Consider the following 16,656-nt stretch of genomic DNA (forward strand, 5'->3'; position numbering starts at 1 on the left):
GCACGGTAGTCATGCGTACACGCGTCAAGATCTGCGGGCTGACCCGCGAACAGGACATCGCCAGCGCCGTCCGGGCTGGCGCCGATGCCATCGGCTTCGTGTTCTATCCGGCCAGCAAGCGCCATGTCGATCCTGTCCGCGCGGCGCAACTGCGCCGCGAGGTGCCAGCCTTCGTCGATGTGGTGGCCCTGTTCGTCAACCCGCGGCCCGACGAGGTCCAGGCGGTGCTGGACCACGTGGCGCCCGACCTGCTGCAGTTCCACGGCGACGAAACCCCGCAGGATTGCGGCCGCTACGGCCGCCGCTACCTGCGGGCCTTTCGCGCCGGGGCCCCCGGCCTGGACAGCACCGCCGGCCTGGCCGCGGCCTGTCGCCAATATGCCGACGCGGCCGGCTGGCTGTTCGACAGCTACAGCGCAGGCTATGGCGGCAGCGGGCAGGGCTTCGACCACGGCCTGCTGGCCGGCGTGCAGGCCGATCCGGCCTCGCGCGCCATCGTGCTGGCCGGCGGGCTGCACCCGGGCAATGTCGCCGACGCCGTGCGCGCCGTGCGGCCGTGGGCGGTCGATGTCAGCAGCGGCGTGGAGGACGCGCCCGGCGTCAAGTCGGCCGACAAGATCCGGCAACTGATGGCGGCGATAAAAAGCGTCGACCAAGTTGCACGCTGAAAAAAAGCCATATATAATTCTTCTTCTTTGCAGGCGGTTAGCTCAGTTGGTTAGAGCGCTACGTTGACATCGTAGAGGTCGTTGGTTCGAACCCAATACCGCCTACCAAATTCCTGCAAAGTGGTGCCAAGCACCACCTTAAAAGCCGCGTCAGTCTTTGACTTCGCGGCTTTTTGCTTTTGGCGTTGCCAAGCCAAATAGCACCAGGATCCGTTTTCGGCGCTGGGCCAGATACTCGGCATGGTTGTATGCCCGTTGCGCCATGTTGCGCTTCTTGCGGGCGAGCTGGCCTGCTAGCCAGGCTGGTGCGTCTTCAGCCAATCCCGCAGGGCTGCATCCACGCGAGTCTGCCAACCGGTGCCGGAGGCCTTGAAGGCTTCTACCACGTCAGGCGATAGCCGGATGGTGACGACCTGTTTGGTGGGTGTCTTTTGAGGCCCACGGCGACGAATGCCGAGCATCGCGTGCACCGACTCGGGCAGTACTTCGGCGGCCGGCTTGGCCCGCCGAAATTCCGCGTCCGTCCATTCGGGGTTGTCGCGGTCAATCTTTTCGGGGTCAGGCTTTTTCATAACGAGCTACCTCACGAGCATTTGCCTTACGCAGGCTGATGATGCGCAGCGACTCGCCGCGCACCGTGAATACCACCATATGGAGCCGGCCATCGATTTTGCCCAGCGCCTGATAGCGCGTTTCGGCGTAGACCTGGCGGGTATCCTCAACCACCAGCGCGCTGGCCCACTCGAAGCCACACACCAACTCGAACGACAGGCCGCGATCGGCAATGTTCTTGTCGTTCTTGGCGGGGTCGTAGGTGATATCCATGAATCAGATTGTATTTACGTTTTAATCCTGAATCAAGCATATTGTACTTACGTTATTCCGTCGCCCGCTACCGAGGGGCCGCGTGCTGGGCCTGGCGTGCGGGGTTGGGGGCGTCGTCGATGGGCGGCGTGCAGCAGGTAGCACCCGGCAAGTTGATGAGCGCGAGGAAAGGAAATGCGACTTTCCCCGATCGCTATGCGCGCAGCGCATGAACGTTTTGCCTTGGAAGCCTAGGGATTGAAGTCGGGCTCTCCATACGGAAAGTAGTTTTCGACCTTGACGTTGCGGTAGGGCAGCGCGTCCAGGTGGATGGTGCCCAGGAACGGGTGGGGCGGTTCGACCAGGATGATGGTCCGGGCAAAGCCGCTGTCGTCGAAGCCGCGCCGGAAGTGCGCCCGCGACTTGATGACGAATATGTCGAAGTCCGCCAGTGTCATCCCCATTTGTTCGAGCATTTCACGTTCGGTGATTTGCATGAGGTAGGCGCTGACCACCAGCACATTGCCGTCCCCGAAGGCAACCGTGTACCAGTCCGAGCGGCTGTTGGTGCCGTCCTGCGATTGGCCGTGGCCCAGTATCCGCCCCTGTATCCGGACGGGCTCTCCGGCCGAGTCGTCGACGCGCCCGCCTACCTGCTCGTCGAAGGCATCGCCGGCACGCGCGCCGCGTTGCTTGAGCCGGCTGACCAGCTCGTAGTCGGCCACCGTGGCGATCAGGGTGCGCCGCGCGCCGGTGCGCACGAGCTCCTGCAAGGTCCAGGTGGCGGCGCCGGAGCGGTCGCTGTAGTCGGCCAGTACGACCGGCGCGTTGCCGTTGGCGGTTTCCTGGCGGGCGCTGGCCACGCCGCGTTCGATCGGTTCGATGCGGGCGGCATTGAGCAGGTCGTGGCGCGCGCGCCACGCGGCCTGGGCCATGTCGCGCGCAATCCGCTGCGCCAGTTCGGGCTTGCCGTTGGTCAGCGTCTGGATGGTCATGCCGACATCGGGTACGTCCGCCCAGGGAAAACCGAAGAAGACATTGACGTAGGCGTCGGGCTCGCGGGCTTCCCAGGTCAGGGCGCGGTGCACCAGTTGCAGCCATGGCGAGTTTCCGCCCGTCCATTGGAGTACGGTGGGCGTGAGGATGGGAACCTTGACGGTCATCGTCGCGGGCCGGTACTCGCCGCGGATCGCGCGCACCATGGTGCGCGCGGCGCGCTCGCCCTGCAAGTGCATGTCGTAGTGCGGGAAGTACTTCACGCAGAATGCCAGGTCGGCGGCCTGCAGGAACTGTTCGTCCTCGTTGCCGTGCGGATCGAACGTCGCGGCCAGGATGGCGGCCTCGCCCACGACCTGGCGCACCCGTCGCGCGATGTCGGCCTCCGGCCGCTCGACGCCGCGCACCGCCATGGCCCCGTGCAATGCCATGTACACGCCATCGAACGGGCCGCGTTGGGCCAGGTCGTCGAGCATGATGCCGAGGAAGTGTTCGTAGGCTTCGTGCGTGACCCAGCCCGAGCCGATGCCCGTCTTGGGAAAGAGCGGCGACTCGATGCCCACCAGCTCGACTTCGGTGTATTCCCGGGCGCATTGCACGAAACCGCCGAGATAGCCTTTGGCGTCGTAACCCAGCAGCACCTCGTCGCGGCACGGTGAACCGTCGAATACGAAGTCATCGAGTTCGGTGTCCCGTTCGAGAAAGGTGACGGTTTCGTGGGAAAAATGAAGGACCGCGATACGGGTTTTCTGCATGGCTGGCATTGTGAAAGGGTTCATGCGCCGCGGGCGCCCCATGGGCGCCGCGTGGTTTTGCCTGGGTCGGCGCCGGCGCGGATGGCGGCGCCGCAATCGTGGCTCAGTTCTGTTTTTCTATTCCTGCGTCGGCGATCACCTTGGCCCATTTCTGCTGCTCGGTGTCGATGAAGCGGCGGAAATCGTCGCCGAAGACGGTGCCGGCATTGCCGCCGGCCGCGCCCAGGTCGCGGCGCAGGGCGTCGCTTTGCATCACGGTTTTCAGCGCGGCCGAGATTTTTTGCACGATGGGCTCCGGCACGCCCTTGGGCAGGATCAGTCCGCCCCAGGAGATATTCTCGAAGCCCGGCAGGCCCGACTCGGAGAAGGTCGGAATATCGGGATGCGCGTTGTCGCGTTCGCGCGAGGTGATGGCCAGCGCCTTGAGCTTGCCGCTTTCGACCAGCGGCATGGCAACCGAAATGTTCGTCACGGTGTAGTCGATGCGGCCGCCGGTGAGATCCTGCAGGGATGCCGGGTCGCCGTTGTACGGGACGAACAGGACGTCGATGCCCGCCATGCTCTTGAGGAGTTCGCCGCCCATGTGGCCGCTGCTGCCTATGCCGGCGGCCGCGTAGCTCAGTTTGCCGGGCGCCTTCTTGGTGGCCGCGATCAGTTCGCCAAGGTTCTGGTAGGGCGAGTTGCCCGGCACGACCAGGACGTTCGCAACCGAAAACATGGCGCCTACGGGCGTGAAGTCGGCGTCGGCGTCATAGGGCAGCTTGTTGAACAGCGCCGGATTGACCGTCAGCGTGTTGATGTTGCCGTAGCCGAAGGTCGAGCCGTCCGGGCGCGCGCGCTTGATGCTGGCCATGCCGATCGAGCCGGCCGCGCCCGGCTTGTTCTCGATGACGATATTGGCGTTGAGCGCCTTGCCCAGATGCGTCATCGTGATGCGCGTGAAGATGTCGGCGGAGCCGCCCGCCGCCGACGGGATGATCATCGTAATGGGCTTGTCGGGCCACGTCTCGGAGGCCTGTTGCGCTGCCGCCGGGCAGGACAGCGCCAGCGCCGCCGCCAGCGCAAGGGTTCGGGTGAGTGTCATGGCAGATTTCCAATGGATGAGGCGAAGAGGGTGTGCGTGTATTGGCGCGGCCCGGCGTTCAAGCGGCCAGGCGGTTGTCGTCCGGCGCGCGTCCGTCGACGGGCGTGCTTGCTGTTCTAGACATTTTGTCTCGTGATAGACTTATTTTCAACAACGAGCAGGGGGTTTCAGCGTAAACCCCTAAGCGCGGCGGGCAGGCGGCCGCTCCTTGCCGGGACGATCGGGTATGCCCGCGCGCTGCGGCGGCGGCATCGTCGATCGCTACAATACCGGCCTATCGTCGAGGGACCACTCATGGCAAAGAGGCAGGGCAGCAAGGAAAACCAGGCCTTGGTCGAGCAAGTCATGCAGATTGCGGCGGGGCTGGGCGAGACCCTGGCGCCATTCACCGAGGTCGTGGTGCATGATCTGCGCACGCCCAGGCACGCCATTCTTGCCATCCACAACAACCTCTCCGGCAGGACGGTCGGCGATCCCGCCACCGAGCTGGGCCTGGCGCGCATCGCCGACAACAACTATCCGCAGATCATCGCCAACTACCCGAACAAGTTCGCCGACGGGCGCCGTTCGAAAAGCACCTCGATCGGCATCAAGGACAGCGAGGGGCGCTACGTGGCGGCGCTGTGCCTGAACGTGGACGTGACCCTGTTCAAGGGGCTGGCCAGCATCCTGGAGAAGTTCTCCAGCGTGGAGGGCGACACCGTGAGGGAGTCGCTCGATCCCGCCAGCGCCGACGCCATCCGCGCGCGGATCGACCAGTTCGCGCTCGACCTGGCCACCACGCCCCAGGCGCTTGGCGCCGAGCACAGGCGGGCGCTGATGCAACAGCTCAGGGACGAGGGATATCTCGACCTGCGGCGCGCCAAGGAAACCGTGGCCGAACACCTGGGCGTGTCCAGGGCCACCGTGTACAAGGCGATCAAGTAGCCGGCCGCCGGCTGGCCGCGCTGCCCGTGCTCATCGGCCAAATTTGCATTGTTTGAAAGTCGTGATTTCCATCCCGGGCTATCTTTGCTGCACTTTCGGGAGAGGAAACCATGCAACCACTTTTCAAGCGCTGCGGCGCGGAGTTTTTCGGTACGTTCTGGCTGGTGTTGGGCGGTTGCGGCAGCGCGGTGCTGGCCGCCGGGGTGCCGCAGGTCGGCATCGGCTACGCCGGGGTGGCGCTCGCGTTCGGCCTGACCGTGCTGACCATGGCCTACGCCGTGGGCCATATTTCCGGCGGGCATTTCAACCCGGCCGTCACGGTAGGGCTGGCGGCGTCGGGACGTTTCGGGTGGCGCGACGTGCCGCCGTACATCGTGGCGCAGGTGGTGGGCGCCATCGTGGCGGCCGCCACGCTGGCCAGCATCGCACAGGGCGTGGCGGGTTTCGACCTGGTGGCCAGCAAGTTCGCCGCCAATGGCTATGGTGACCACTCGCCCGGCAAGTATTCGATGCAGGCCGCGCTGATCTGCGAAATCGTGCTGAGCGCCGGATTCGTGTTCGTCATCCTGGGCGCAACCGACAAGCGGGCGCCGGCCGGGTTTGCGCCGATCCCGATCGGGCTGGCGCTGACGCTGATCCACCTGATCAGCATTCCGGTCACCAATACGTCGGTCAACCCGGCGCGTTCCACCGGCCCCGCGCTGTTTGTGGGCGGCTGGGCCCTGGAGCAATTGTGGCTGTTCTGGCTGGCCCCCATCGCGGGGGCGCTGGTCGGCGCGCTGGCGTACCGGCTGGTGGGCACGCCCAGCGCGCAGCGCTGAGGCCGGCAAAGGCGGCGGCGCGCCGCGCCGCCGGATCCTTACATGGGCAGGGCGTCGTCGTCCTCGTCCTCGTCGTCCTGTTCGAGGGCGTCGTAACCTTGCCAGGTCAGGCGCCATGCGCCGCCGTCGACCGCCTTGACCAGGCCGGCATCGGCCATGATGTCCAGGTGATGCGCCACCCATTCCACGGCGACGCCGTTGCCGTTCTCGTCGACGACGGCGGTTTCGATCTGGTCGATGGCCAGGGCAGGAAGGTCGGCGTCGGCGATGGTGCGCAGGATGGCAACCACCAAATCGAAGTCGCGTTGCATGGGAGAACCTCTGATATCGGAAAGAAAGACCGTTGACGTTACCAGAGCCGCATGTCGCCGGCCACCGTTGTTTTGCCGCGCCGGCAGATTCGGGGACATTTTGCGGTCTTGAGCCAGATCAAGGCCGGCTCGCTGCCACAGCCGCACAATGTGGTCATCATGTCCGACACGCTGATTCCCGAACGCTTTGCCGACGCGCCCAGGTCCCGTCCCGTCTTTCCGGACAGCCTGCTCAGCCGCCTGGACAAGAGCGGCCCTCGCTATACCTCGTATCCGACCGCCGACCGCTATCACGACGGCTTCGGCGCGCGCGACTACCACCAGGCTCTGGCCGAGCGGACGGCCTCGCGCCGCGGCGAACCGATGTCGCTGTACGTGCACGTGCCGTTCTGCGATTCGGTCTGTTACTACTGCGCCTGCAACAAGGTCGTGACGCGGCATCATGAGCGCGCCGCGCCCTATCTGGATGCCCTGGGCCAGGAGCTTGCTCTCCAGGTGGAGGCGCTGGGCAGCGGCGAGCCGGTGTCGCACCTGCATCTGGGCGGCGGAACGCCGACGTTCCTGTCCGACGCCGAGTTGACGCGCTTGATGGCGATGCTGCGCGGCGCCTTCACCCTGACGCCGGACGCGGAAGTGTCGATCGAAGTGGACCCGCGCACGGCCGACCGCGGTCGGCTGGCGCACCTGCGCGAGCTGGGTTTCAACCGCCTCAGTTTCGGCGTGCAGGATTTCGATCCCCGGGTGCAGCAGGCGGTGCACCGGGTGCAGCCGTTCGAGGACGTCCGGCAGCTGATGCTGGCCGCCCGCGAGCTGGGGTTCGGATCGATCAACGTGGACCTGATCTACGGCCTGCCTCATCAGACGCTGGCCTCGTTCGCTCGTACCGTTGAGCAGGTGGGCGAGCTGCGGCCGGATCGCATCGCCCTGTATGCCTACGCGCACCTGCCGCAACGTTTCGCGTCGCAGCGCCGCATCCTGGCCGCGGACCTGCCCGACGCGAGCACCCGTGTCGGCCTGCTGGGCGACGCCATCGCGGGCTTTCTCGAGCTTGGGTATGTCTACATCGGCATGGACCATTTCGCCCTGCCGGACGATGCCCTGGCCGTCGCCCGGCGCGAGGGCCGGCTGCATCGCAATTTCCAGGGTTACACCGCGCAGCCCGACGGCGACCTGATTGCCCTGGGCGTGTCCGCCATCGGCAAGGTGGGGAACGTGTACAGCCAGAACGTCAAGACGCTGGACGCCTACTACGGTGCGCTAGCGCAGGCGCGGCTGCCCATCGAGCGGGGCCTGCGCCTGTCGGCCGACGACGAGCTCCGGCGCCGGCTGATCATGGCGGTGATGTGCCGGGGCCGGCTGGCGCTGGCCGAGCTGGGTGGGTCGGCCGGCGCGCCCGCCAGCGCGGCGTTCGGGCCTGAACTGGCCCGCCTGCGGGAGCTGGCCGGACTGGGGCTGGTGACCCTGGACGCCGAGGTGATACAGGTAACCGAACTGGGGTGGTATTTCGTGAGGGCGGTCGCCATGACGTTCGATCGCTACCTGCGCGAGGCCGCGCCGGCCGCAAGCTATTCGCGCATCGTCTAGGGCGGCGCGGGCTGCTGCTCCTGCGCAATGGGGTCGCCGCCCAGCGCATCCAGGCTGGCCAGCATGGCCTGTTCGAGTTGCAGCAGACGGCTTTCCAGCGCCGCGGCCTGGCTCCACAGCTGGCTGCCGCGCCTGGGCAGCTGCCGGTGCACGGCCTCCAGGCGCGCCAGCGTTTCGGGGTCGGGCCAGAGGGTGCAGATGGCGCCCTTGGCCCGATGCAGGCGCTCGCGTACCGTGGCATTGTCGCGCTGGCGTAAAGCGCGGCGGATTTCGAGACGGTCGTCGCGCAGGCAGCGCAGCGCCAGTTCCAGCAGGGCGCGTTGCTGCGCCGGGCCAGGGCATAGCCATTGAACGCAGAGGGTCCCGGAGGCTTGATGGTGCTTGGCCATGGGATTCAGCCATAGACGTTTTGCTCGAAATTCTCGCTCAGGTACAGGGCCAGCGCGAGGTCGTCGGCCAGGCCCAGTTTCTTCATGGCGCGGCGCTTGTGGGTGCTGACCGTTTTCTTGCTGCGCAATAGGCGGCCGGATATCTGGGTTACGGAAAAGCCCTGCGCGATTTGGCGCAGGATTTCACGCTCGGCATTGGTGAGCCGGGAGTCTGGCGGGTCGGGGATGGTGGCGCGCAACTGGCCTGTGCGGGCGCTGAAGAACGCCCGTCGGCTCACGACGGTCGTGCGGATCAGTTCGGCCAGCAGGCTCAGCGGCGCGCCCTTGGGCAGGAAACCGTTGGCGCCGGCGCGGAAGGCCGCGTACTCGGTTTCGTGCGCCTTGCCGGCCGAAATCGTGATCACGGCCATGTCGGGGCAGGGGCGGCGCAGGCGGCGGATGAAGTCCACGCCGTCCCAGCTTTGCGCCGGCATGAAGAAATCGATGACGGCCGCGTCGCAAGGATGGCGCTTGAGCTGGTGGGCCAGCGCCACGGCGTTGGTCTCGGTCAGCGCGACCTCGAAGTCGCCGTGTTCGCCCAGGTATGCGCTCAGGCCTACCGCGACGGCGGGGTGGTCGTCCAGGATGGCGACCCGCAGGCGGCGGCTGGGCCGGGATAGCAGCATGTAGCGGCGCGCCGATGCCACGGCGGGCTGGGCGCTGGAGGGATAGGTGGCGGGAGGATGGGCCGCGCAGGCCTGCCCGGCGAGGACTGGCGCGGCGTGGGATAGGCGGTGAGGCATGGGGACTCCTTCTATGCCTGGCGTCACGAGCGACAAGCTCAGCTGTCATGGCAGGTTACGAGGGTTTTGAGAGGAGTCCGATAAGTCGTTGGAAAATCAGACAGATCCAGTGTGGGGTAGGCGCAGCGGGTTCGGGGACGAAAGGTGCTACAATTGGCGACGTTTGGCATGCCGACCCGCGTGCCACCCTTGACGCATATCCGAGGCACGATCCAGATGCTGCTGCGCCCGACACGAACTACGACCGGAATCTTCCGCACTCAGTCGCGTTAATGATTTCATGCGTCGGGTTGGTATCGCGTCATTGCGGTAAATACTCAACAAGGCACCAGACAAAACGCGGCCAGGCAGCCGCGTTTTTCGTTTCCAAATCCAGGAATTCCTTCGATGGTACAAATTACCTTGCCGGACGGCTCGCAGCGCCAGTATCCCGGTCCCGTGACGGTGGCCGAGGTTGCGCAATCCATAGGCGCCGGGCTGGCCAAGGCGGCGCTGGCCGGGCGCGTCGCGTTCGATGGCGCCGAGCCCCGGCTGGTCGATACCAGCTTCCGCATCGACAATGATGCGCAGCTCGCCATCGTTACCGCCAAGGATGCCGACGGCCTGGACCTGATCCGGCACTCCACGGCGCACCTGCTGGCCTATGCCGTGAAGTCGCTCTTCCCGGATGCCCAGGTCACCATCGGCCCGGTGATCGACAACGGGTTCTACTACGATTTTTCGTATAAGCGCCCCTTTACGCCGGAAGACCTGCAGGCCATCGAGAAGAAAATGGCCGAACTGGCGCGCAAGGACGAGGTCGTCACGCGCGAGGAATGGTCGCGCGACGAGGCGGTCGCCTATTTCAAGGGCATCGGCGAGGTCTACAAGGCGGAGATCATTGCCTCGATTCCGTCCAACGAAACCCTCAGCCTGTACCGGGAAGGCGATTTCATCGACCTGTGCCGCGGCCCCCACGTGCCCTCGACCGGCAAGCTGAAGGTCTTCAAGCTGATGAAGGTGGCCGGCGCCTACTGGCGCGGCGACAGCAAGAACGAGATGCTGCAGCGGATCTACGGCACGGCGTGGGCGAGCAAGGACGACCAGGATGCCTATCTGCACATGCTCGAGGAGGCCGAACGGCGCGACCATCGCAAGATCGGCCGCGAACTCGACCTGTTCCATTTCCAGGACGAGGCCCCCGGGCTGATCTTCTGGCATCCGAAGGGCTGGGCGCTGTGGCAGCAGGTCGAGCAGTACATGCGCAAGGTGTACCAGGACAACGGCTACCAGGAGGTCAAGGCGCCGCAGATCCTCGACCTGACGCTCTGGAAGAAGACGGGCCATTGGGACAACTACCGCGAAAACATGTTCACGACCGAGTCCGAAAACCGGGTCTACGGTCTGAAACCCATGAACTGCCCCGGGCACGTGCAGATCTTCAATGCCGGCCTGCATTCCTATCGCGAATTGCCGCTGCGTTACGGCGAGTTCGGGCAATGCCACCGCAACGAACCGTCCGGCTCGCTGCATGGCATGATGCGGGTGCGCGGTTTCACCCAGGACGACGGCCACATTTTCTGTACCGAAGACCAGTTGCAGGACGAGTGCGCCGCATTCACCGCCTTGCTGCAGAAGGTCTACAAGGACTTCGGTTTTACCGAGGTGCTGTACAAGGTCGCCACGCGTCCCGAGAAGCGCATCGGCAGCGACGAAATCTGGGACAAGGCCGAAACCGCCCTGATGGAAAGCCTGCGCCGTACCGGCTGCGAATTCGAGATCTCGCCGGGCGAGGGCGCTTTCTACGGCCCCAAGGTCGAATACACGCTCAAGGACGCCATCGGACGCCACTGGCAGTGCGGCACGATCCAGGTGGATTTTTCCATGCCCGTACGGCTGGGCGCCGAGTACGTCGACCAGAACGACCAGCGTCGTCCGCCGGTCATGCTGCACCGTGCCATCCTCGGTTCGCTGGAGCGTTTTATCGGCATGCTGATCGAAAACCATGCCGGTGCCATGCCGCCCTGGCTGGCCCCGTTGCAGGCGGTGGTATGCTGCATCTCCGAGCATTCCGCCGAATATGCGGCACAAATAACACAAAGCCTGAAAAAACAAGGCTTTAGAGTGCAGGCTGATTTGCGTGGTGAAAAAATCACTCGTAAAATCCGTGAACACAGCCTGCAGAAAATCCCGTATCTCCTCGTCGTTGGTGACAAGGAGATGCAAAACGGCACCGTCGCGGTGCGGGGATTGGGTGGCCTTGATCTGGGCGTCATCGCACTCGATGATTTCATCGCGCGCCTGGCCGAGGATATCTCCACCCGCCGCAATGTCACCCAACTCGCGAGCGCTGCTTAACCTTTCTAGGAGTCGTCAACATCGCCACTGAAAAAGCCATACGCATCAACGGTGAAATCCGCGTCCCCGAGGTGCGTCTGATAGGTCTGGACGGAGAACAGCTGGGCATCGTCAAGATTGCCGATGCGTTCCGTCTTTCCGAGCAAAGCGACGTGGACCTGGTCGAGATCGCGCCCAATGCCGATCCCCCGGTTTGCCGCTTGATGGATTACGGTAAGTTCAAGTACCAGGAACAGAAACGCCAGGCCGAGGCCCGGTCGAAGCAGAAGGTCATCCAGGTCAAGGAAGTCAAATTCCGCCCGGCGACCGACGAGGGCGACTACCAGGTCAAGCTGCGTAACCTGCGCCGCTTCCTCGAAGAGGGAGACAAGGCCAAGGTCACGCTGCGCTTCCGTGGCCGGGAAATGGCCCACCAGGAACTGGGCATGCGGGTGCTTGAGCGGGTGCGCGACGATCTGATCGAACTTGCCCAGGTCGAGGCGATGCCCAAGCTGGAAGGCCGTCAGATGGTCATGGTGCTTGCGCCGCGCAAGAAGGCCGTCGGCAAGCCCGACGCGGCAGGCTGATCCCATCCCCGGCCCGGTTGCCCATGAGGGGCGTCCGGGCCGGCTTGCGTGCGGCCCGTGCGGCCCCATCTTTCAAACTGCCTAGTCAATCCTGCCTGCGCGGGCTCGTGGCGCGGCGTACGTATCGGGTGCCGAGATGCACGTATTGTTCATTATCGATCCCTTGCCGCTGCTCAAGGCGTACAAGGACAGTTCCGTCGCCATGATGCAGGCGCTGCAGGCCCGGGGGCACACCCTGAGCGTTGCGCTGCAAGGCGATCTCTATATCGATGCGGGCGAGGTCAGGACGCGCTTTGCGCCCATCGCGCTGCGCGACGGCGCCGACCTCCATGGGCATGACTGGTGGCGCGAAACCGGCGCGGCCGACGAGGCGCCGCTGGCGCGCTTCGACGCGGTGGTGATGCGCAAGGATCCCCCGTTCGACATGGAATACGTGTATTCGACGCATCTGCTCGAGTACGCGCAGCAGCAGGGGGCCCGCGTGTTCAACAGCGGGGCGGCGATCCGCAATCATCCCGAGAAGCTGGCGATCACCGAGTTTCCCGATCTGACCACGCCTACGCTGGTCACGCGCGACATGGGGCGCATCAGGGCATTCCATGCCGCGCAGGGCGACGTCATCGTCAAGCCGCTGGACGGCATGGGCGGCACCGGGATCTTCCGCCTGCAGCGCAGCGAGCCCAACCTGAACGCGATCCTCGAAACCCTGACCGACAACGGTACGCGCACGATCATGGCGCAGCGCTATATCCCGGAGATCGTCAAGGGCGACAAGCGCATTCTGCTCATCGGCGGCGAGCCGGTGCCGTATTCGCTGGCGCGCATACCGCTGGCCGGCGAGACGCGCGGCAACCTGGCCGCCGGCGGGCGGGGCGTGGCCCAGCCGCTGTCCGAGCGCGACCTGCACCTGGCGCGCACGGTGGCTGACCGGCTGGCCGGCCGCGGGCTGCTGCTGGTGGGCCTGGACGTGATCGGCGACTACATTACCGAAGTCAATGTCACCAGCCCGACCTGTTTTGTCGAGATTACCGAACAGACGGGCTTCAACGTACCGGAGATGTTCGCCGTGGCGCTGGAAAGCGCCGCCGGCTGAACTTGCTGCTATGACTGGCATCGTTATCGTCGTGCACGCCCCGCTGGGCAGTGCCATGCGCGAGAGCGTCGCCCACGTGCTGGGCGACGCGACCGAAGCGCTGGCCGTGCACGATATCCATCCCGAGGATTTGCCCGACGACGCGGCGCCCCGGGTACTGGCGGATATCCTGCGCGTGGACCAGGGGCAGGGCGTGCTGGTCCTGACCGACCTGATCGGCGCCACGCCGGCCAATATCGCCAAGCGCGCCGTGGCCGATGCGCAGGCGCAGGGCATCCAGTGCTGTGTGCTGGCGGGATTGAATACGCCCATGCTGTTGCGGGCCCTGACTTATCGCAATCTTTCGCTGGCCGAGACGCGTGAAAAGGCGCTCGCGGGCGGCGTCCAGGGTTGCTTGCGTGTAGACTGACGGGCGAGAAAACGCCGAGAATGAATTGATGGCGCAGCAGTTCCGCCGTGCCGGGCCGGCAGTCCGACCCGGCGGGCACGGGAATGCGGCCGCCGCCATTGCCAGATCAGAACTTATGCCTAGCTCAGACATCGTCATTAGCAACAAACTCGGACTGCATGCCCGGGCCGCCGCCAAGCTGACGCAGCTGGCCAGCCGTTTCAGCAGCGAGATCTTCATTTCGCGTGGCGCGCAGCGCGTCAACGCCAAGAGCATCATGGGCGTGATGATGCTCGCCGCCGGGTTGGGGGTGACAGTCAAGCTGGAAGCCTCGGGCAGCGATGCCGACCAGGCGCTGTCCGAAATTCAAACTCTGTTCGACAATAAGTTCGGTGAGCAGGAATAGCAAAACCTCAGGTTCCGGCAGCCCGCCGTCGGCGCGGGCTGCATCGTCTACGCGCTCTTCCATCCCATCCCTTGCTCCTGATATCGCCGCCGGTCCGGTCGTCTGCCTGCACGGCAAAGGCGTGGCGCGCGGCTACGCGATCGGCCGCGCCGTGGTCATGGGTGCGGCGGCGCTCGAAGTCGCCCACTACCGTATCGCGCCCGAGGATGTCGCGGCCGAAAGCCAGCGGCTGACCGAGGCGCTGGCCAAGGCGCAGGCCGATCTGCTGCAGATGGCCGACACCCTGCCCGAGGACGCGCCGCGCGAACTGGGCGCCATGCTCAATGTGCACCGGCTGCTGCTGGGCGATCCCTTGCTGGCCGAGCAGGCCCTGGCGCTGATCGCCGAGCGGCACTACAACGCCGAGTGGGCGCTGACCGCGCAAGGGCAGATCCTGGGCCAGCAGTTCGAAGCCATGGAAGACGAATACCTGCGCGAGCGCGGCGGCGACGTGCGCCAGGTCATCGAACGGGCGCTGCACGTGCTGGCCGGCACCTCGGCCATGCTGCCCGATGGCGCCCAGCTCGATGGCGATGATCCGCTGGTGGTGGTGGCGCACGATATTTCTCCGGCCGACATGCTGCGGCTGCGCGGCGGGCGCTTCGCCGCCTTCGTGACCGACCTGGGCGGTCCGACCTCGCACACCGCGATCGTGGCGCGCAGCATGGGCGTGCCGGCGGTGGTCGCGCTGGGCAATGTGCGCGAACTGGTGCGCGACGGCGACATGCTGATCGTCGACGGCGCGGACGGCGTGGTGGTGCTCAACCCTTCGGCCCGCATCCTGGCCGAGTACCAGGCGCGCCAGCGGGTGTACGCCGACGAGCGCGCCGAGCTGGCGTTGCTGCGCGACGAGCCGGCTGTCACCCTGGATGGTATCGATATCGTGCTGCATGCCAACATCGAGCTGCCCGAGGAGGCCAGCCTGTCGTTGGCCTGCGGGGCTCATGGCATCGGCCTGTTCCGCAGCGAATTCCTGTTCATGGGCCGGCCCGACCTGCCCGGCGAGGAAGAACAGTACGAGGCCTATGCGTCGGTGGTGAAGGTGATGGCGGGCCGGCCGGTGACGATCCGCACGCTGGACATCGGCGCCGACAAGACGCTCGATGACGAGGCGACGGTCGCCACCAATCCGGCGCTGGGGCAGCGGGCCATCCGCTATTGCCTGGCGCGGCCCGAGATGTTCGCCACGCAGTTGCGCGCCATCCTGCGGGCTTCGGCCCATGGCCCGGTACGGGTATTGATTCCGATGATCGCGCACATGCACGAGGTACACGCCGCCTACGCCGCGCTGGAGTCCGCCCGCCGCGAGCTCGATGCGCGCGGCCAGCCCTATGCGGCGCGCGTCGAGGTGGGGGCCATGGTCGAAATCCCGGCCATCGCGATCGCGATCGAACCGTTCGTCCAGCCGCTCGATTTCCTGTCCATCGGCACCAACGACCTGATCCAGTACACGCTGGCGATCGATCGCGGCGACCACGATGTGGCGGGCCTGTACGATCCCTTGCATCCGGCCGTGCTGCGCCTGGTGGCCAACACCATCAACGCGGGCGAGCGCGCCGGCAAGCCGGTGGCCGTATGCGGCGAGATGGCGGGCGATGCGCGGCTGACGCGCCTGTTGCTCGGGCTGGGGCTGACCGAATTCTCCATGCACCCGCAGCAGCTGCTCGACGTCAAGCGCGAGGTCCGGCGCGCCCATTCCAATGCCTTGCGGGTCAAGGTCGCCGCGGCGCTGAACCGCGCCCTGCCCATCGACCCCGATACGCTCGACGCGCTCTGACAGCGCGGTGGCACGGCAAAACGGCGCCTTGCGGCGCCGTTTTTTTCGTTGCGTTGCACAACGGGCAGGACTAAGATGAATCGCATGCGGTTTCTCAGCGCGCTTTTCTCAAGGAGAGAATCATGGGCGACGCGACACGCAGCAACGGTGAGCCGGCCACCTCTTCAGCCCGGCGCGCCACCCTGGTACCCATGCGGGGCGGCGGGTGGCGGCGAGTCAAGTCCGGCGCCGCCGGGTTTCTCGATGCAATCGGCGAAGTCCTGCATGCCATGGACGAGGGCCGGCGCCAGCATCCGGTGATTTCGGCGCATCGGCGCCAGTAGCGCCGGCTTGCGCCAGGCACGCGCGCTGGCGCCCGGCCTGCGGGCGCCGCGGGACGATGTCGTCATCCCTTGAGCGTGGCGTCCATGCTGATCCTGGCATTGAGCACTTTCGACACGGGGCAACCGGCCTTGGCCTTGGCGGCCGCGTCGGCGAAGCTGTCCTTCGTGGCGCCGGGCACGACCGCGTTCACGGTCAGGTGCACGGCGGTGATGGTGAAGCCGTCGTCGGTCTTGTCCAGCGTGACTTCGGCCGTGGTTTCGATGCTGTCGGCCTTCAGGCCTGCCTCGCCCAGGATATTGGACAACGCCATCGAAAAGCAGCCCGCGTGCGCGGCGCCCAGCAGCTCTTCAGGGTTGGTGCCCGGCTGGTCCGCGAAACGGGTATTGAAGCCATAGGGTTGGTTCTTCAGCGCGCCGCTCTGGCTGGAGATCGTGCCTTGCCCGGACTTGAGGTCGCCCTTCCAGACGGCGGATGCGGTTTTCTTCATGGGGACTCCTTGCGGTGAATAGGCGCGGCGGCGGCCGGGTGGCGGCGCGTCGCCGATGCGGGAACCCGGGGGCGGGTTCGCTTCATGATATCCCTCCAGGCATGGCCAAACTGTGTCC

The 16,656-nt window shown here is 65.7% G+C and carries 19 protein-coding genes and 1 tRNA gene; 11 read left to right on the plus strand and 9 right to left on the minus strand.

All coding sequences use genetic code 11. The annotated features are described in order from the left end of the window. Positions 1-11: 11 nt before the first annotated feature. Together LK409_RS07760 and LK409_RS07765 are read left to right on the plus strand one after the other, a co-directional pair. Positions 12-668 carry a phosphoribosylanthranilate isomerase gene (locus LK409_RS07760; RefSeq protein ID WP_010928295.1) on the plus strand — a complete coding sequence of 219 codons (657 nt, stop codon included), beginning with the start codon at positions 12-14 and terminating at the stop codon, positions 666-668. Between the two features lie 31 nt (positions 669-699). After that, positions 700-776 (plus strand) — tRNA-Val (locus LK409_RS07765). Between the two features lie 185 nt (positions 777-961). On the opposite strand, the gene LK409_RS07770 is transcribed toward LK409_RS07765, so the two are convergent. The 4 genes from LK409_RS07770 to LK409_RS07785 all read right to left on the minus strand — a co-directional run bounded on the left by LK409_RS07770 (position 962) and on the right by LK409_RS07785 (position 4,307). Then, positions 962-1,240 carry a BrnA antitoxin family protein gene (locus LK409_RS07770; protein WP_003816743.1) on the minus strand — a complete coding sequence of 93 codons (279 nt, stop codon included), beginning with the start codon at positions 1,238-1,240 and terminating at the stop codon, positions 962-964. After that, positions 1,227-1,493, minus strand: a complete 267-nt coding sequence (locus LK409_RS07775; protein WP_003812626.1) for a BrnT family toxin — start codon at positions 1,491-1,493, stop codon at positions 1,227-1,229. Before LK409_RS07775 ends, LK409_RS07770 begins: the two co-directional genes overlap by 14 nt. A gap of 230 nt (positions 1,494-1,723) precedes the next feature. Then, positions 1,724-3,223 carry a M81 family metallopeptidase gene (locus LK409_RS07780; RefSeq protein WP_225665838.1) on the minus strand — a complete coding sequence of 500 codons (1,500 nt, stop codon included), beginning with the start codon at positions 3,221-3,223 and terminating at the stop codon, positions 1,724-1,726. A gap of 103 nt (positions 3,224-3,326) precedes the next feature. Continuing rightward, on the minus strand, positions 3,327-4,307 hold the full coding sequence (locus tag LK409_RS07785; protein WP_010928297.1) for a Bug family tripartite tricarboxylate transporter substrate binding protein: 981 nt from the start codon (positions 4,305-4,307) through the stop codon (positions 3,327-3,329). 294 nt (positions 4,308-4,601) lie between these two features. On the opposite strand from LK409_RS07785, the gene LK409_RS07790 reads away from it, so the two are divergent. Next, positions 4,602-5,234 carry a helix-turn-helix transcriptional regulator gene (locus tag LK409_RS07790; protein ID WP_003812619.1) on the plus strand — a complete coding sequence of 211 codons (633 nt, stop codon included), beginning with the start codon at positions 4,602-4,604 and terminating at the stop codon, positions 5,232-5,234. A gap of 110 nt (positions 5,235-5,344) precedes the next feature. Further along, complete coding sequence (gene aqpZ / locus LK409_RS07795; protein WP_003812617.1) at positions 5,345-6,055, plus strand: aquaporin Z; 711 nt, start codon at positions 5,345-5,347, stop codon at positions 6,053-6,055. Positions 6,056-6,093: 38 nt separating this feature from the next. Here the strand turns inward: aqpZ and LK409_RS07800 are convergent, their stop codons facing one another. Next, on the minus strand, positions 6,094-6,366 hold the full coding sequence (locus tag LK409_RS07800; protein WP_003812615.1) for a hypothetical protein: 273 nt from the start codon (positions 6,364-6,366) through the stop codon (positions 6,094-6,096). A gap of 159 nt (positions 6,367-6,525) precedes the next feature. On the opposite strand from LK409_RS07800, the gene hemN reads away from it, so the two are divergent. Beyond that, on the plus strand, positions 6,526-7,950 hold the full coding sequence (gene hemN, locus LK409_RS07805) for an oxygen-independent coproporphyrinogen III oxidase (RefSeq protein ID WP_010928298.1): 1,425 nt from the start codon (positions 6,526-6,528) through the stop codon (positions 7,948-7,950). Here hemN and LK409_RS07810 read toward each other — a convergent pair. Then, complete coding sequence (locus LK409_RS07810; protein ID WP_010926394.1) at positions 7,947-8,339, minus strand: hypothetical protein; 393 nt, start codon at positions 8,337-8,339, stop codon at positions 7,947-7,949. The genes hemN and LK409_RS07810 overlap by 4 nt on opposite strands. Positions 8,340-8,344: 5 nt before the next feature. Next, positions 8,345-9,121 (minus strand): response regulator transcription factor, encoded by a 777-nt coding sequence (locus LK409_RS07815; protein WP_041937180.1) that lies wholly within the window; start codon positions 9,119-9,121, stop codon positions 8,345-8,347. A 387-nt stretch (positions 9,122-9,508) separates the two neighbouring features. Between LK409_RS07815 and thrS the strand changes: the two genes are divergently transcribed. From thrS to ptsP, 6 genes are all read left to right on the plus strand, one after another. Further along, on the plus strand, positions 9,509-11,458 hold the full coding sequence (gene thrS, locus LK409_RS07820) for a threonine--tRNA ligase (RefSeq protein WP_003812608.1): 1,950 nt from the start codon (positions 9,509-9,511) through the stop codon (positions 11,456-11,458). 20 nt (positions 11,459-11,478) lie between these two features. Next, positions 11,479-12,024, plus strand: a complete 546-nt coding sequence (gene infC, locus LK409_RS07825) for a translation initiation factor IF-3 (protein ID WP_033446215.1) — start codon at positions 11,479-11,481, stop codon at positions 12,022-12,024. 136 nt (positions 12,025-12,160) lie between these two features. Beyond that, positions 12,161-13,117 carry a glutathione synthase gene (gene gshB, locus LK409_RS07830; protein ID WP_003812603.1) on the plus strand — a complete coding sequence of 319 codons (957 nt, stop codon included), beginning with the start codon at positions 12,161-12,163 and terminating at the stop codon, positions 13,115-13,117. Positions 13,118-13,127: 10 nt separating this feature from the next. After that, a complete protein-coding gene (locus LK409_RS07835) occupies positions 13,128-13,526 on the plus strand; it encodes a PTS sugar transporter subunit IIA (RefSeq protein WP_003812601.1) in 399 nt (132 codons plus the stop codon). A 115-nt stretch (positions 13,527-13,641) separates the two neighbouring features. Next, positions 13,642-13,911: an HPr family phosphocarrier protein gene (locus LK409_RS07840; RefSeq protein WP_003812598.1), complete on the plus strand. Its 270-nt coding sequence runs from the start codon at positions 13,642-13,644 to the stop codon at positions 13,909-13,911. Between the two features lie 106 nt (positions 13,912-14,017). Then, complete coding sequence (gene ptsP / locus LK409_RS07845; RefSeq protein ID WP_256375519.1) at positions 14,018-15,727, plus strand: phosphoenolpyruvate--protein phosphotransferase; 1,710 nt, start codon at positions 14,018-14,020, stop codon at positions 15,725-15,727. A 164-nt stretch (positions 15,728-15,891) separates the two neighbouring features. Here ptsP and LK409_RS22780 read toward each other — a convergent pair whose 3' ends face one another. After that, positions 15,892-16,116 carry a hypothetical protein gene (locus LK409_RS22780; protein ID WP_010928301.1) on the minus strand — a complete coding sequence of 75 codons (225 nt, stop codon included), beginning with the start codon at positions 16,114-16,116 and terminating at the stop codon, positions 15,892-15,894. Then, a complete protein-coding gene (locus LK409_RS07855; protein ID WP_003812593.1) occupies positions 16,113-16,538 on the minus strand; it encodes an OsmC family protein in 426 nt (141 codons plus the stop codon). Before LK409_RS07855 ends, LK409_RS22780 begins: the two co-directional genes overlap by 4 nt. Positions 16,539-16,656: the final 118 nt, after the last annotated feature.

This window comes from Bordetella parapertussis (assembly GCF_020735925.1).
GTDB classification, from domain to species: domain Bacteria; phylum Pseudomonadota; class Gammaproteobacteria; order Burkholderiales; family Burkholderiaceae_B; genus Bordetella; species Bordetella pertussis.

Excerpts from the sequence above, each read along its gene's own strand:
- LK409_RS07790 (WP_003812619.1), top strand. The coding sequence starts at position 4,602 with ATGGCAAAGAGGCAGGGCAGCAAGGAAAACCAGGCCTTGGTCGAGCAA.
- LK409_RS07780 (WP_225665838.1), bottom strand. The coding sequence starts at position 3,223 with ATGCAGAAAACCCGTATCGCGGTCCTTCATTTTTCCCACGAAACCGTC.
- LK409_RS07785 (WP_010928297.1), bottom strand. The coding sequence starts at position 4,307 with ATGACACTCACCCGAACCCTTGCGCTGGCGGCGGCGCTGGCGCTGTCC.
- LK409_RS07775 (WP_003812626.1), bottom strand. The coding sequence starts at position 1,493 with ATGGATATCACCTACGACCCCGCCAAGAACGACAAGAACATTGCCGAT.
- LK409_RS07840 (WP_003812598.1), top strand. The coding sequence starts at position 13,642 with ATGCCTAGCTCAGACATCGTCATTAGCAACAAACTCGGACTGCATGCC.
- LK409_RS07855 (WP_003812593.1), bottom strand. The coding sequence starts at position 16,538 with ATGAAGAAAACCGCATCCGCCGTCTGGAAGGGCGACCTCAAGTCCGGG.
- gshB (WP_003812603.1), top strand. The coding sequence starts at position 12,161 with ATGCACGTATTGTTCATTATCGATCCCTTGCCGCTGCTCAAGGCGTAC.
- LK409_RS22780 (WP_010928301.1), bottom strand. The coding sequence starts at position 16,116 with ATGACGACATCGTCCCGCGGCGCCCGCAGGCCGGGCGCCAGCGCGCGT.
- aqpZ (WP_003812617.1), top strand. The coding sequence starts at position 5,345 with ATGCAACCACTTTTCAAGCGCTGCGGCGCGGAGTTTTTCGGTACGTTC.
- LK409_RS07815 (WP_041937180.1), bottom strand. The coding sequence starts at position 9,121 with ATGCCTCACCGCCTATCCCACGCCGCGCCAGTCCTCGCCGGGCAGGCC.
- thrS (WP_003812608.1), top strand. The coding sequence starts at position 9,509 with ATGGTACAAATTACCTTGCCGGACGGCTCGCAGCGCCAGTATCCCGGT.
- LK409_RS07760 (WP_010928295.1), top strand. The coding sequence starts at position 12 with ATGCGTACACGCGTCAAGATCTGCGGGCTGACCCGCGAACAGGACATC.
- LK409_RS07800 (WP_003812615.1), bottom strand. The coding sequence starts at position 6,366 with ATGCAACGCGACTTCGATTTGGTGGTTGCCATCCTGCGCACCATCGCC.
- LK409_RS07810 (WP_010926394.1), bottom strand. The coding sequence starts at position 8,339 with ATGGCCAAGCACCATCAAGCCTCCGGGACCCTCTGCGTTCAATGGCTA.
- hemN (WP_010928298.1), top strand. The coding sequence starts at position 6,526 with ATGTCCGACACGCTGATTCCCGAACGCTTTGCCGACGCGCCCAGGTCC.
- LK409_RS07770 (WP_003816743.1), bottom strand. The coding sequence starts at position 1,240 with ATGAAAAAGCCTGACCCCGAAAAGATTGACCGCGACAACCCCGAATGG.
- LK409_RS07835 (WP_003812601.1), top strand. The coding sequence starts at position 13,128 with ATGACTGGCATCGTTATCGTCGTGCACGCCCCGCTGGGCAGTGCCATG.